This is a genomic window from Aquisalimonas lutea (assembly GCF_030409225.1).
GTDB lineage: Bacteria > Pseudomonadota > Gammaproteobacteria > Nitrococcales > Aquisalimonadaceae > Aquisalimonas > Aquisalimonas lutea.
Genome location: NZ_JAUFPK010000001.1, coordinates 1,074,323 through 1,088,985, shown reverse-complemented (window position 1 = coordinate 1,088,985; position 14,663 = coordinate 1,074,323). Strand labels below are relative to the sequence as shown.

The 14,663-nt window shown below is 69.3% G+C and carries 9 protein-coding genes; 4 read left to right on the top strand and 5 right to left on the bottom strand.

The window, feature by feature from the left end; all coding sequences use genetic code 11:
* The first annotated feature begins 155 nt into the window (after window positions 1–155).
* Window positions 156–1,958 carry an acyl-CoA dehydrogenase gene (locus QWY84_RS05125; protein ID WP_353959869.1) on the top strand — a complete coding sequence of 601 codons (1,803 nt, stop codon included), beginning with the start codon at window positions 156–158 and terminating at the stop codon, window positions 1,956–1,958.
* A 165-nt stretch (window positions 1,959–2,123) separates the two neighbouring features.
* Here QWY84_RS05125 and QWY84_RS05120 read toward each other — a convergent pair whose 3' ends face one another.
* The 5 genes from QWY84_RS05120 to gcvT form a co-directional block, all read right to left on the bottom strand.
* Complete coding sequence (locus QWY84_RS05120) at window positions 2,124–3,056, bottom strand: carbohydrate kinase family protein (RefSeq protein WP_290201372.1); 933 nt, start codon at window positions 3,054–3,056, stop codon at window positions 2,124–2,126.
* Window positions 3,057–3,197: 141 nt separating this feature from the next.
* Complete coding sequence (gcvPB, locus tag QWY84_RS05115; protein WP_290201371.1) at window positions 3,198–4,664, bottom strand: aminomethyl-transferring glycine dehydrogenase subunit GcvPB; 1,467 nt, start codon at window positions 4,662–4,664, stop codon at window positions 3,198–3,200.
* A gap of 18 nt (window positions 4,665–4,682) precedes the next feature.
* Window positions 4,683–6,050: an aminomethyl-transferring glycine dehydrogenase subunit GcvPA gene (gene gcvPA / locus QWY84_RS05110; protein WP_290201370.1), complete on the bottom strand. Its 1,368-nt coding sequence runs from the start codon at window positions 6,048–6,050 to the stop codon at window positions 4,683–4,685.
* 33 nt (window positions 6,051–6,083) lie between these two features.
* Window positions 6,084–6,482: a glycine cleavage system protein GcvH gene (gcvH, locus tag QWY84_RS05105; RefSeq protein ID WP_290201369.1), complete on the bottom strand. Its 399-nt coding sequence runs from the start codon at window positions 6,480–6,482 to the stop codon at window positions 6,084–6,086.
* Between the two features lie 44 nt (window positions 6,483–6,526).
* Window positions 6,527–7,615, bottom strand: a complete 1,089-nt coding sequence (gene gcvT, locus QWY84_RS05100; RefSeq protein ID WP_290201368.1) for a glycine cleavage system aminomethyltransferase GcvT — start codon at window positions 7,613–7,615, stop codon at window positions 6,527–6,529.
* 552 nt (window positions 7,616–8,167) lie between these two features.
* Here gcvT and putP point away from each other — a divergent pair.
* From putP to QWY84_RS05085, 3 genes are all read left to right on the top strand, one after another.
* Window positions 8,168–9,640, top strand: coding sequence for a sodium/proline symporter PutP (gene putP / locus QWY84_RS05095; RefSeq protein WP_290201367.1), 1,473 nt, complete (start codon window positions 8,168–8,170; stop codon window positions 9,638–9,640).
* An 82-nt stretch (window positions 9,641–9,722) separates the two neighbouring features.
* On the top strand, window positions 9,723–12,878 hold the full coding sequence (gene putA / locus QWY84_RS05090) for a bifunctional proline dehydrogenase/L-glutamate gamma-semialdehyde dehydrogenase PutA (RefSeq protein ID WP_290201366.1): 3,156 nt from the start codon (window positions 9,723–9,725) through the stop codon (window positions 12,876–12,878).
* Between the two features lie 93 nt (window positions 12,879–12,971).
* Window positions 12,972–14,654, top strand: a complete 1,683-nt coding sequence (locus tag QWY84_RS05085; protein ID WP_290202683.1) for an ABC transporter permease — start codon at window positions 12,972–12,974, stop codon at window positions 14,652–14,654.
* Window positions 14,655–14,663 lie beyond the last annotated feature (9 nt).

The window sequence follows — 14,663 nt, the reverse complement described above, 5'->3', positions numbered from 1 at the left end:
CTCCCGGGCGCGTTGGCAAAAGCCGGAGTGTACTAAGCTTTTCCGGAGGAATGCCATGCGGGCGCCGCATTTACTCCCTCCCCGGGAGCCGGTAGGGTAAATCACCATACGGCACAGTATGTTCGTGGATGGAGCCGCGACACCCAACAGGAGACATGGCGACGATGACTGACTACAACGCCCCCACCCGCGACATGAAGTTCGTGATGCAGGAGCTCCTGGGCATCGAGCCCATCGCCCGCCTGCCGGGCTTCGACGAGGCGACGCCGGGACTGGTGGACGCCGTGCTCGAAGAGGCGGCGCGCTTCGCCGGCGGCGTGCTGGCGCCGCTGAACCAGCCCGGTGACCGGGCCGGCTCGCAGTGGCACGACGGCGCCGTCACCACGCCGGACGGCTTCGCCGACGCCTACCGGCAATACGTCGACGCCGGCTGGAACGCCCTGCCCTGCCCGCCGGACTACGACGGCCAGGGCCTGCCCGAGTTCGTCGCCACCGCCACCCAGGAGATGTGGCAGTCGGCGAACATGAGCTTCGCGCTCTGCCCGCTGCTCACGGCGGGCGCCATCGAGGCGCTGCTCTCCCACGGCTCGGAGCAGCAGAAGGCGACCTACCTGCCGAAGCTGGTCACCGGACAGTGGACCGGCACCATGAACCTCACCGAGCCCCAGGCCGGCTCGGACCTGGCCGCCGTGCGCTGCCGGGCCGCGCCGGAAGGCGATCACTACCGCATCCAGGGCCAGAAGATCTACATCACCTGGGGTGAGCACGACTGCGCGGAGAACATCGTCCACCTGGTCCTGGCGCGCACCCCGGACGCCCCCGCCGGCGTCAAGGGCATCTCCCTGTTCATCGTGCCCAAGTTCCTGCCCGATGCCGACGGCAACCCGGGTGAGCGCAACGACGTACGCTGCGTGAGCATCGAGGACAAGATCGGCATCCACGCCAGCCCCACCTGCACCATGTCCTACGGCGACAACGGCGGCGCCGTGGGCTACCTGGTGGGTGAGGAGGGCAAGGGCCTGGCGCACATGTTCACCATGATGAACGAGGCCCGGCACAAGGTCGGCGTCCAGGGCTTGGCCATCGCCGAGCGGGCGTACCAGCAGGCGCGGTGGTACGCCGGCGAGCGGGTCCAGGGCACGCCGGCCGGCTACAGCGGGAGCGACAAGGTGAGCATCCTCCACCACCCCGACGTCAAGCGCATGATGCTGACCATGCGCTCGCAGATCGAGGCCATGCGGGCACTGAGCTACTCCGCGTCCTGGTCCATGGACATGAGCCGCCGGCACCCGGACGCGGACGAGCGCGCCCGGCACCAGGCGCGGGTGGACCTGCTCATCCCCATCGTCAAGGGCTGGTGCACGGAGGTAGGCCAGGAGCTGACCAGCATCGGCATCCAGGTCCACGGCGGCATGGGCTACGTCGAGGAGACCGGCGCCGCCCAGCACTACCGCGACGCGCGGATCACGACCATCTACGAGGGCACCACCGGCATCCAGGCCAACGACCTGATCGGGCGCAAGACCCACCGCGACGGCGGCGAGGCCATGCAGACCCTGCTGACCGAGATGGCGGGGCTCGCCGCGGAGCTGGACGCCAGCGCCGACTCCGGCGTGCGGGCCATCCGCGAGCCCCTGGACACGGGCATCCAGGCGTTGCGCGAGGCGGCCAACTCCGTGGTCCGGACCCACGGAGAGAACCCCGGTGCGACGGCTGCGGGGGCGGTGCCGTACCTGATGATGGCCGGCTACGTCTGCGGCGGCGCCCTGCTGGCGCGCTCGGCCCTGGTGGCGCGGGCGGCGCTGGACCAGGGCTCGCCCGAAAAGGAATTCTACGAGGCCAAGCTGGTCACGGCGCGGTTCTACGCCCAGCACATCCTGCCCCGGGCACCGGCGTTGCTGCCGGCCGTCCTGGCGGGGGACGACGCGGTGGGCGCCATGCCGGCCGAGTGGCTGTAAGGCGCCAGCCGCCGGACGACAATCGGGGCTGAAGCCCCTCCCACAACAGTGCCCCGCCTGGGTGCATCCGTCGGCGACTGCTGTGGGAGGGGCTTCAGCCCCGACGATATACCGATCACCGGTCGCGGGCCGGCGGTGCGGCACCGCCGGTCCGCGACCACGCCCTCAGAAGTCCGAGCCGAAGGCCTTGCGGTACCAGCCCCGGAACTGCTCCAGGGTGAAATGGTGGTTCTGCGTGCCCGACCGGGCGACCTTGAGGCTGCCCATGAGCGACGCGATCTGGCCGGTGGTCTTCCAGTCCAGGTCGTGCAGCAGGCCGTAGAGCAGCCCGGCGCGATAGGCGTCGCCGCATCCCGTGGGGTCGAGGATGTCCTCGGGCTTGACCGCCTCCACGTGGATGGTCTCGCCGTTGGTGTAGATGTCCGAGCCCTCGCCGCCGCGGGTGACGATGAGCGCGTCGAGCCGCTTGGCCAGCTCTTCCATGCTCAGGCCGGTGCGGTCCTGGACCATGCGGGACTCATAGTCGTTGACCGTCATGTAGGTCGCCTTGTTGACGAAGTCCAGCAGCTCCTTGCCGTCGAACATCGGCAGGCCCTGACCCGGATCGAAGATGAACGGGATGCCGGCGTCGGCGAACTGCTCCGCATGGGCGATCATGCCGTCACGGCCATTGGGCGCGACAATGCCGATCTTGGCGTTCTCGTTGGTGGGAACCTTCACCTCGTGGGCCAGGTTCATGGCGCCCGGGTGGAATGCGGTGATCTGGTTGTCGTCCAGATCCGTGGTGATGTAGGCCTGGGCGCAGTAGTGGTCGTCATACTGGCGCACGTAGGTCTGCGGCACGCCCCAGTCCTTCATCCAGTCGGCGTAGCTGCCGAAGTCCTTGCCCACCGTGGCCAGGGGCAGACCGCGCTCGCCGAGAAGCGTCAGGTTGTAGGCGATGTTGCCGGCGCAGCCGCCATACTCCCGGCGCAGCTCGTCCACCAGGAAGGCCACGTTGAGAATGTGCACCTGCTCGGGCAGCACGTGATTCTTGAAGCGGTCGCGAAAGACCATGATGGTGTCGAACGCGACCGAGCCGCTGATCAATGCGGTCATGGAGGATCTCTCCCTATTGCTGATGAAAACCGACCCCTGCGGTGCATCCTCGTGCGCGCAACCCTGCGGCCCGCGCCGCAATCGGCGGGCAGCGGGCCGCGGGGCGAGTCGATGCGTCCCTCAGGGGGAGGCGGCGCCGGCTCAGCCGGCGTCGCCCTGCCATTTCAGGTCGAGCTCCTTGGCCGCCTTGACCTCGTCCAGGCGGCGCACGGGCATGTTGTAGGGTGCCCCCTTGACGAAATCCTTGTCCTGGCGCGCCTCCTCGCGGATGGTCACCATGGCCTGCACGAAGCCCTCCAGGTCGTCCCGGGTCTCCGTCTCCGTGGGCTCGATGAGAAAGCACTCCGGCACGAGCAGCGGGAAATAGGCCGTGGGCGCGTGGTAGCCCAGGTCCAGCAGCCGCTTGGCGAAATCGCCCGCCGTGACGCCCAGCTCCTTGGCCTCGGACTTGAGGCTGACGATGAACTCGTGGCTGGCCCGGCGCTCCGGCAGCCACACCTGGAAGCCCTCGGCCCGCAGACGGCTCATCAGGTAGTTGGCGTTCAGCGTGGCGAACTCGGCGACCCGGACCATGCCGTTGCTGCCCAGCATGCGCGCGTACACGTAGGCCCGCAGAAGCACCCCGGCATTGCCCATGAACGCCGACAGCCGGCCGATGGTCTGCGGGATCTCGTCCTCGCCGCGCCAGTGGTAGCCGTTGTCGTCATGGCCCACCTGCGGCACGGGGATATGCGGCAGCAGGCGCTCGCCGACACCCACGGCACCCGCGCCCGGACCGCCGCCGCCGTGGGGCGTGGAGAAGGTCTTGTGCAGGTTGATGTGGATGACGTCGAAGCCCATGTCCCCGGGCCGCGCCTTGCCGAGAATGGCGTTGAGGTTGGCGCCGTCGTAGTAGAGCAGGCCGCCGGCATCGTGGACCAGCGCCGCGATCTCCTGGATGCGCCGCTCGAACACGCCCACCGTGGAGGGATTGGTGAGCATGATCCCGGCGGTCTGCGGCCCCACGGCCTCCTGCAGGGCCTCCATGTCGACGTCGCCGTCGGCGGCGGTGGGGATCTCCCGCACCTTGTAGCCGCACATCACCGCCGTCGCCGGGTTGGTCCCGTGGGCGGCGTCCGGCACCAGGATCTCCGTGCGCTCCGTGTCGCCGCGGGCGACGTGGTAGGCGCGGATCATGGCCACCCCGGTGAACTCGCCCTGGGCCCCCGCCATGGGGGCCAGGGACACGGAGCGCATGCCGGTCACTTCCGCGAGCATCTCCTGGAGCTCCCACAGGCAGGCGAGAAAGCCCTGCCCGGTGCTGTCGGGAGCATGGGGATGCCGGTCCAGGAAGCCGGGCAGCATCGCCAGGCTGTTACACGCCCGCGGGTTGTACTTCATGGTGCACGAGCCCAGCGGGTAGAAATGGGTGTCGATGGAGAAGTTCTTCTGCGACAGCCGCGTGTAGTGGCGCACCACCTGCAGCTCCGAGACTTCCGGCAGCGTCGCGCGCCGCTTGCGCCGGAACGCGTCCGGGATGTCGCTGAGCCCGGCGGTGGTCGCCGGTGCCTGGGCGCGGGCGTACCGCCCGGTACGGCCCAGGTCGAAAATCAGTTCTTCCTGCGTCACGGCAAGACCTCCCGTTGATCAGGCCGCCCGGGCCAGTGCCTGGCCCAGGGCGTCCACGTAGCGATCCATGTCCGCCTCGGTGACGGTCTCGGTGGCACATACCAGCAGCGCATTGGCCAGCCGCTTGTCGTGGCGGCCCAGCGGGTAGCCCGCCAGCACACCCTGCGCGGCCAGCTGGTGGAACACGGGCTCGGCGGGCCGGTCCAGCTCGATGACCCGCTCGTGGAAATAGGGGCCGTCGAAGCGCAGGCTTACGCCGTCGATCCCGGTGAGCCGCTCGGTGAGCCGGCGCGTGGTGTCGTGGCACTGGGCGGCCACCCGTTCCAGGCCCTCCGCTCCCAGCAGCGCCAGGTACATGGTCGCTGCCGTGACCATCAGCCCCTGGTTGGTGCAGATGTTCGAGGTGGCCTTGGAGCGCCGGATGTGCTGCTCGCGGGCCTGAAGGGTCAGGGTATAGCCGGTACGGCCCTCGAGATCCACGGTCCGCCCGACGATGCGCCCGGGCATCTGCCGCACGTAGGCCTTGCGGCAGCACATGAAGCCGAAGTACGGGCCGCCGGACGACAGCGGAATCCCCAGGGGCTGCCCCTCGCCGCAGGCGATGTCGGCCCCCTGCTCGCCCCATTCGCCGGGCGGGGTGATGACGGCCATGGCCGTGGGGTTGACCACCGCGATCACCAGGGCACCGTTGCGCCGCGCCCAGTCCGTCAGCGCCGCCGCGTCCTCGAGGCGCCCGAACCAGTTGGGCTGCGGCACCACCAGGGCGGCGATGTCCTCGCCGTCCCACTTCTTCAGCGTGGCCGGGTCGACGACGCCGGTGGATGGATCGCTGGGCACGCTCTCCAGCACCAGCCCCTGGTTGCTCACGATGGTGCGCGTGGCGTCGCAGTAGAGCGGGTTGGCCGTGTCCGGCACCAGGATGCGCCCGGATTTCGACTTGCGATTGGCGCGCACGGCCATGAGCACCGCCTCGGCCATGGCCGAGCCGCCGTCGTAGAGAGAGGCGTTGGACGCGTCCATGGCCATGAGGCCGGCCATCATGCTCTGGTACTCGTAGATCAGCTGCAGGGTGCCCTGGCTGGCCTCCGCCTGGTACGGCGTGTACGCACTGTAGTACTCCCCCCGCGTGGTGACCTCCCACACGGCGGCCGGCACGTGGTGGCGATACGCCCCCGCGCCCACGAAGCACGGCCCCAGGGTGTCCCCGGTGGCGCGCTCGTTCATGACCCGGGTGATCTCCATTTCCGAGACGCCGGCGGGCACCCGCGGCAGCCCCGGATCACGGAGATCCTCGGGGATCTCGTCGAACAGCGCGTTGACGCTGTCGACGCCGATCTCCGCCAGCATGTGGCGGATGTCTTCGTCAGTATGGGGAATGAACGGCATGGCAGTATCCGACCCTGGTTGGAGAATCAGGCGTCACCCCTCGTCCTCTTCGGCGATGAAGTGCTCGTAGTCGTCGGCGTCCATGAGTTCTTCCAGGGCATCGGGATCGTCCACGCGGATGCGCATGATCCAGCCCTCGCCGTAGGGGTCCGTGTTCACCAGCTCCGGGGCGTCCTGCAGCTGGCTGTTGGTGTCCACGATCGTGCCGGCCACCGGCGCGTAGACATCCGACGCCGCCTTCACCGACTCCACCACGGCGCAGGCCTCGCCCGCCTCCACGGTGCCGTCGATCTCGGGCGTTTCCACGAACACCAGGTCACCCAGGGAGTCCTGGGCGTGGTCGCTGATGCCCACCGTGACGGTGCCATCGTCTTCCTGGCGGACCCACTCGTGGGAGGAGGCGTACTTCAGATCACTGGGTACGTTGCTCATTGGTCTGCGTCCCCTGGGTTTCTGACCCGCCCGGGGCGGGTCGTTCAATCAATGAAAGCCTGACCGTTGCGGACGAAGGGCGGCCGGACCAGGCGCACGGCCAGAGCGCGCCCGCGCATGTCGACGCTCCAGGGACCATCGTCGCCGACCGGAATGCGGGCCAGCGCAATGGACCGCTCCAGTACCGGGGAGTAGCCGCCGGAGGTGACCTCGCCTTCGCCACCGTTGTCCGAGTGCAGCGCCTGCCCGTGCCGCAGGACCCCGCGGCCCTCCAGCACCAGGCCCACCAGCCGGCGCGCCGGGCCTTCCGCACGCTGGCCCTCCAGCGCCGCGCGGCCGATGAAATCGCGGTCCTCCGGTTTCCAGGCCACCGTCCACGACAGCGCCGCCTCCAGCGGCGTGGTAGCGCTATCCATGTCCTGGCCGTACAGGCACAGCCCCGCCTCCAGGCGCAGGCTGTCCCGGGCCCCGAGACCGCAGGGCACCGCCCCGGCATCGGTGAGATGGTCCCAGAGGTCCGGGGCGGAACGGCCCGGAAGAATGATCTCGAAGCCGTCCTCGCCGGTATATCCGGTGCGGGCCACCAGCCAGTCGCCGGTCTCCGCTGCCCGGAACGGCTTCAGCCCCGCCAGCCGGTTCTCGAGACGGGCGTCCACGGCCTGGCCGAGACATGCTTCCGCCTGCGGACCCTGTACGGCAATCATGGCCATCTCGCTTCGCTCGCGGATGCGCAGATCCTGCCCGCCGGCCTGCTCGCGCAGCCAGGCCAGATCCGCCTCGCGGCGGGCGGCATTGACGACGATCCGGTACCGCCCTTCCGAAAGATAGTAGACGATGAGGTCGTCGAGAACGCCGCCGTCGTGGTTCAGCATGCAGGTATAGAACGCCTGCCCGGGCTCTTTCAGCCGTCCCGCATCATTGGCGAGAACGTATCGCAGATAGGCGAGCGCGCCCGGACCGCTGACGTCGACCACGCCCATGTGCGATACATCGAACACGCCGGCGGCACGGCGCACCTGCTCGTGCTCACGGATCTGGGACCCGTAGTTCAGCGGCATCTCCCAGCCCGCGAAATCCACGAGCTTGGCGCCGGCGGCCTGGTGCCGGTCGTGCAATGGCGTTCGTTGCAGCATGGTGCCGCAAACCCTCCTGTCAGTTGGCTTTTCCGTCTTGTCTACGGCGTGGAGTGAAGCGTCCCGACAACCCCCGATACGGACCGGGCACACCGTGGTCAGCCAGGCAGCGCCCGGGCTGGTTGCCGCCGTGACCCGCGAGCCGAGCCCGCTAGGGTATGCCGCCTCGGGGCGCGTAGCAACCGCCACCATATGAAAAACAGTCATACAAACCCTGAACGGAAGAATATCACACCTGCTGGCGACCCCCCTTATTCACGACCTCATCTTCCTTTTCATCAACGTGTTAAGGAATAAACTCCGTGTCAGAGGAATCATCGTCACACGGTTCATCACCACCCCGTACTCAAACGAAATTCAATCTCCGCACCCCCACGCGGCCATCATCCACGCCGCCGGATCGCTGTCGGCGGCAGCACGATCGGCGCTTGTGCCCGGTCCCGGCGCCTGCTATCCCTACACTGGATCGGCGTGTGCGGGTCCGGCGGGCCGAGCCACCCGAACACCGGGACGGCAAACAACAAGCACGACACAGGCACATAAGGGGCTGTCATGGAAGCGGAACTCAATGTCGCCACCCTGGTTACCTTCGTTCTCTACCTGGTCGTCATGCTGCTTTTCGGGCTGCTTGCCTACCGGGTAACCAACAACCTGTCCGACTACATCCTCGGCGGCCGCAGACTGGGCCCCGGCGTGACCGCGCTGAGCGCCGGCGCCTCGGACATGAGCGGCTGGCTGCTGCTCGGGCTCCCCGGTGCCGTGTATGCCGCCGGCATGAACCAGATCTGGATTGCGGTGGGGCTCGCCGTCGGCGCCCTGCTCAACTGGCTGTTCGTCGCCCGGCGCCTGCGCCGTCACACGGTCATCGCCGACGACGCCATCACGCTGCCGGACTTCCTGGAGCGCCGCTTCGAGGACGACACGCGCATCCTGCGCGTGGCGTCCGCGGTGGTGATCCTGGTGTTCTTCACCTTCTATACATCCTCCGGCATGGTGGCCGGCGCGACGCTGTTCGAGAACACCTTCGGCCTGGACTACAACACCGCGCTGTTCGTGGGTGCCGCGGTCATCATCGTGTATACCTTCCTGGGCGGCTTCCTGGCCGTGAGCTGGACGGACTTCCTGCAGGGCATTCTCATGTTCTGCGCCCTGCTGCTGGTACCTGCGGTGGGCATCGTCAGCTTCGGCGGCTGGGGCGAGGTCAGCAGCACCGTGGCCGGGATCGACCCCGGCCGCCTGTCCGTGTGGCACGAGATGACGTTCCTGAGCGTGGTCTCCCTGCTGGCCTGGGGCCTGGGCTATTTCGGCCAGCCGCACATCCTGGCCCGCTTCATGGCCATCCGCAACGAGGACGAAATGCCGCGGGCCATGGGCGTGGGCATGACCTGGATGGTGCTGTCCCTGATCGGCGCCATTTTCACCGGCATGGTGGCCATGGCCTGGTTCGCGGACTCGCCGCTGGACGACCAGGAGGCGGCGTTCATCATGATGAACCAGGTGCTTTTCAATCCCTGGGTGGCGGGCATTCTCCTGGCCGCCATCCTGGCCGCCATCATGAGCACCATCGACTCCCAGCTGCTGGTCTCGTCCAGCGCCCTGACCGCGGACTTCTACCGCGCCCTCATCCGCGAGGACGCCAGTGACAGGGAGCTGGTATGGGTGGGCCGGGCGGCCGTGCTCGGGGTCGCCATCATCGCCACGCTGCTGGCCATGGACGACGACAGCCTGGTGCTGGACCTGGTGGCCTACGCCTGGGCCGGCTTCGGCGCCGCCTTCGGGCCGGTGATCATCCTGTCGCTGTTCTGGAAGGAAATGACGCGCAACGGGGCCCTGGCCGGCTTGATCGTCGGCGCGGTGACCGTCATCGTCTGGGAGGGTCTGTCCGGCGGCCCCGGCGGCATTTTCGACGTCTACGAGATCCTGCCCGGCTTCATTCTTGCGGCATTGGCCGTCTGGGTGTTCAGCGTGACCGGGCCGAGACCGTCGGCCGCCCTGCGCGTCCAGTTCGAGCGCGCCCACGAGTAGGCGCAACGGCCTGCCGGCGCCCCGATGCTTGCAACCATGGGGGCGGCGATGCCATCGCCGCCCCCGACGGAGGTGCTGTCCCATGATCATCACGCCCGGTCCCCGCCCCACCGCCCTGCGACAGGCCATCCGCGAGGCTTACCACATGGACGAGACGCGCATGGTGGATCAGCTCACCGCGGAAGCTGCCACCGAGCCCGCGCAGCAGGAGGCGGTGGCCCGGGAGGCGGCACGCCTGGTCAACCATGTACGCGACAACCGCGTCTCCCAGGGCGGCGTGGACGCGCTGCTGCACGAGTACGACCTCTCGAGCAAGGAGGGCGTCGTGCTCATGTGCCTGGCCGAGGCGCTGATGCGCGTGCCGGACTCCGCCACGGCGGACCGCCTGATCCAGGACAAGATCAGCACCGGCGACTGGGAATCCCACCTGGGCCACAGCGAGTCCATCTTCGTCAACGCCTCCACCTGGGGGCTCATGCTGACCGGCCGGGTCGTGCGTTTCGACGAGCGCTCCACGCGCGACCTCGCCTACACCGTGCGCCGCATGGTCCAGCGCAGCGGCGAGCCCGTCATCCGCCAGGCCATCCGCCAGGCCATGCGCATCATGGGCCGGCAGTTCGTCATCGGCCGCACCATCGACGAGGCCATCAAGCGCGCCCGGGAAGACGAGAAGCAGGGCTACCGCCACTCCTACGACATGCTGGGCGAGGCGGCCCGCACCATGGACGACGCCGATCGCTACTACGCCAGCTACCAGAACGCCATCAAGGCCATCGCCCGGGCGGGCAAGGGCCGCGGCGTCCTCGACGGGCCCGGCATCTCGGTGAAGCTCTCGGCCCTGCATCCGCGCTACGAGCTGGGGCAGTTCCACCGCAGCCGCGACATCCTCGTCGAGCGCCTCGGCCACCTCGCGGAGCTGGCCCGGGATGCGGACATCGGCCTGTGTGTCGACGCCGAGGAGGCGGACCGGCTGGACATCTCCCTGGACGTCATCGAGGCCGTCTCCGGCGACGCCAGCCTGTCGGGCTGGGACGGTTTCGGCCTGGCCGTGCAGGCCTACCAGAAGCGCGCGGCGCCGCTCATCGACTGGCTCGCGGACCTGGCCCGGCGCCACGACCGCCGGCTCATGGTGCGGCTGGTCAAGGGCGCGTACTGGGACAGCGAGGTCAAGCGCGCCCAGGAAGGCGGCCACCCGGAGTACCCGGTGTTCACCCGTAAGGTGAGCACGGACGTCTCCTACCTGGCCTGCGCCCGGCGGCTGCTGCGCGCGGGCGCCGAGTGCATCTATCCGCAGTTCGCCACCCACAACGCCCACACGCTGGCCTGGGTGATGCAGGAAGCCGGCGACGCCCCCTACGAGTTCCAGCGCCTGCACGGCATGGGCGAGGCGCTGTACGAGCCCATAGTCGGTCGCGGGCGAGGCCACCGGCCGGTGCGCATCTATGCCCCGGTGGGCAGCCACGAGGAGCTGCTCCCGTACCTGGTTCGCCGCCTGCTGGAGAACGGCGCCAACAGCTCCTTCGTCAACCGCATCCAGGACGAGAAGCTGCCGGTGGAGGAAATGGTCGCGGACCCGGTGGAAGCGGTGCAGGGGCTCAAGAACAAGCCGCACCCCCGCATTCCCCTGCCCGCGCATATCTACGGCGAGCAGCGCCGCAATTCCAAGGGGGTCAATCTCGCCGACCACCTCAGCATCGAGCCCCTGGGCCAGGCCATGGATGAGGCGGCCAGGGGGCCTTGGCACGCGGCCCCGGTCATCGGTGGACGCCCGCGGCCGGGGCAGGCGGAGCCGGTGCGCAACCCGGCCCGTACCGACGAGCGCGTCGGCGAGGTGACCTGGGCCACACCGGAGCAGGCGGACGAGGCGGTGGCCATGGCCCATCGCGCGGCACCCGGCTGGGCGGCCACGCCCGTGGAGGAGCGGGCCCAGTGCCTGGAGCGCGTGGCCGGGCTGATGGAGCGCCACATGGCCGAGCTCATGGCGCTGTGCGTGCGCGAGGCGGGCAAGGGGATCCCCGACGCCGTGGCCGAGGTGCGCGAGGCCGTGGACTTCTGCCGCTACTACGCCCAGCGTGCACGGCTGGATTTCGGCGCCCCGATGCCGCTGCCCGGGCCCACCGGGGAGCGCAACGAGATCGCGCTGCACGGCCGCGGGGTGTTCGTGTGCATCAGCCCCTGGAACTTCCCTCTGGCGATCTTCACCGGCCAGGTGACCGCCGCCCTGGTCGCCGGCAACACCGTGGTCGCCAAGCCGGCCGAGCAGACCAGCCTGATCGGCGCCCGGGCCGCCGAGCTTCTGCACGAGGCCGGAGTGCCGCCGGAAGCCCTGCAGCTGCTGCCCGGTGCCGGGGAGATCGGCGGCCGCCTGGTGGCCGACGAGCGCATCGGCGGTGTGGCCTTCACCGGATCGGTGGCTACCGCCCGGCGCATCAACCAGACGCTGAGCCAGCGGCAGGGTCCGATCATCCCGCTCATCGCCGAGACGGGCGGCCAGAACGCCATGATCGCGGACTCCACGGCGCTGCCGGAACAGCTGGTCCGCGACGTGCTGATCTCGTCGTTCCAGAGCGCCGGCCAGCGCTGCTCCGCCCTGCGCGTGCTGTACGTCCAGGAGGACGTAGCCGACCACGTGCTGGAGATGCTCGCCGGCGCCATGCAGGAGCTCACCGTCGGCGACCCCGCCTGGCTGGCCACGGACGTGGGCCCGGTGATCGACGCCGAGGCGCGGGACAACCTCATGGCCCACGTGGAGACCATGCGCCGGCAGGCACCGGTCATCGGCGAGGCGCCCTTGCCCCCGGAAACCCGGGAAGGCACGTTCGTTCCCCCGATAGCCTTCGAGATCAACGGCATCGACGACCTGGAGGCCGAGCACTTCGGGCCCGTTCTGCACGTGGTGCGGTACAACGGGCGGGAGCTGGACCAGGTCATCGATGCCATCAACAACACCGGCTACGGCCTGACCATGGGCCTGCACAGCCGCATCGACGCGGTCGCCGAGCGCGTGGCGCAGCGCGCACGGGTCGGCAACCTCTACGTCAACCGCAACCAGATCGGGGCCGTGGTCGGCGTTCAGCCCTTCGGCGGCGAGGGGCTGTCCGGGACCGGGCCGAAGGCCGGCGGGCCGCGTTACCTGCACCGCTTCGCCACGGAGCGCACGGTCACCGTGGATACCACCGCCGCAGGGGGCAACGCCTCACTGTTCGCCATGGGCGACGAAGAGGATCTGCCGCGCTGAAAAGCGCCCCGGCCGGGTAGTATACTCGCCGGGGCGGGCGGTTGCCGGTCCCCGCGTGCGTGAACACCAACCCGGAGAGTCCTGTTGAACGTGATGGATCCGGCCCGCGCGGCGCTGCGCGCCGGGCGCCAGAGGCTCGACGCCTGGGCCCTGGCAACGCTCGCCATCGCCGCCCTGGTTGCCCTGCCGATCCTGGCCGTGCTGGTCCATACCTTGATGCCGGCGGGCGACGTCTGGGACCACCTGGCGTCGACGGTACTGCCCCGATACCTGGCCAACACCCTGGCGCTGATGGTGGGGGTGGGCACCGGGGTCACAGTCATAGGCGTCGGCACGGCGTGGCTGGTGGTCATGTGCCGCTTCCCGGGGCGACGGCTGTTCGAGTGGGCCCTGCTGCTGCCGCTGGCCGTACCCACGTACGTCATCGCCTACGCCTACACCGATTTCCTGCAGTTCGCCGGACCGTTTCAGTCCTGGCTGCGGGAACTCTTCGGCTGGGGCGCCGGGGACTACTATTTCCCCGATATCCGGTCCCTGGGCGGCGCCATCACCCTCATGGCGCTGGTGCTCTATCCCTATGTCTACCTGCTGGCCCGGGCGGCGTTCCTGGAGCAGTCCGTGTGCGCCCTGGACGTCGGCCGCACGCTGGGACGGGGGCCCTGGCGCATGTTCTTCCGCATCGCCGTGCCCCTGGCCCGGCCCGCCATCGCCGGCGGGCTGGCGCTGGCGCTGATGGAGACGCTCAACGACTTCGGCGCCGTCCACTTCTTCGGCGTGGACACCTTCACCACCGGCATCTTCCGCACCTGGTTCGGGCTGGGCGAGCAGGTGGCAGCGGCGCAGCTCGCCGCCTTCCTGCTGATCTTCGTCATCGTGCTGGTGGTGCTGGAGCGATGGTCCCGCGGTCAGGCGCGCTTCGCCCAGGCCTCCGGCCGCTACCGCGAGCTGCCCGAGTACCATCTGCAGGGGCCCCGCGCGGCGGGCGCCACCGCTGCCTGCGCCGTTCCGGTTACCATCGGCTTCCTGGTGCCGGCGGGGCTGCTGCTGCACATGGCCATCGAGGACGGCGACCCGCTGCTGGGCCCGCGCTTCCTGGGACTGATCTTCAACAGCCTCACCCTGGCGGCAACCGCGGCCGTGCTGGCCGTCGCCCTGGCCCTGATCCTGTCCTACGGGGTCCGCCTCAACCCGGGACCGGTGACCGCCACCGCCGCACGCATCGCATCCATGGGCTACGCCATTCCCGGCTCGGTGATCGCCGTGGGCATTCTCATCCCGCTGGGCTGGGTGGACGAGCGCGTGCACGTGTTCATGCGCGAGAACTTCGGCATCACCCCGGGGCTCATCCTCACCGGCTCCGTGGCGGCGCTGATCTACGCCTACGTCACGCGCTTCCTGTCGGTGTCCTATAACGCCGTCGAGGCCAGCCTCGGCCGCGTGACCACCAGCATGGACGCGGCCTCGCGCACCCTGGGCCAGTCCGCCGGGAGCACGCTGCGCCGGGTGCACGTGCCAATGATGCGCGGCAGCCTCCTGGCGGCGGCCATTCTCGTGTTCGTCGACGTCATGAAGGAGCTGCCGGCGACGGTCATCCTGCGCCCGTTCGGGTTCGACACCCTGGCCATCCGCGCCCACAACCTGGCCTCGGACGAGCGGCTGTCCCAGGCCTCGACGGCGTCGCTGACCATCGTCGTCGCCGGCATCATTCCGGTGATCCTGCTCAGCATCGCCATGCGGCGCTCGCGCCCCGGCAGCGACGCCCGGACGCAGGACTGAGAGACCGAT

Bases quoted from the DNA above. Each gene is read 5' to 3' on its own strand.
- QWY84_RS05120 (WP_290201372.1), bottom strand. From the start codon at position 3,056: ATGACCGCATTGATCAGCGGCTCGGTCGCGTTCGACACCATCATGGTC.
- putP (WP_290201367.1), top strand. From the start codon at position 8,168: ATGGAAGCGGAACTCAATGTCGCCACCCTGGTTACCTTCGTTCTCTAC.
- putA (WP_290201366.1), top strand. From the start codon at position 9,723: ATGATCATCACGCCCGGTCCCCGCCCCACCGCCCTGCGACAGGCCATC.
- QWY84_RS05125 (WP_353959869.1), top strand. From the start codon at position 156: ATGGCGACGATGACTGACTACAACGCCCCCACCCGCGACATGAAGTTC.
- gcvPA (WP_290201370.1), bottom strand. From the start codon at position 6,050: ATGCCGTTCATTCCCCATACTGACGAAGACATCCGCCACATGCTGGCG.
- QWY84_RS05085 (WP_290202683.1), top strand. From the start codon at position 12,972: ATGGATCCGGCCCGCGCGGCGCTGCGCGCCGGGCGCCAGAGGCTCGAC.
- gcvH (WP_290201369.1), bottom strand. From the start codon at position 6,482: ATGAGCAACGTACCCAGTGATCTGAAGTACGCCTCCTCCCACGAGTGG.
- gcvT (WP_290201368.1), bottom strand. From the start codon at position 7,615: ATGCTGCAACGAACGCCATTGCACGACCGGCACCAGGCCGCCGGCGCC.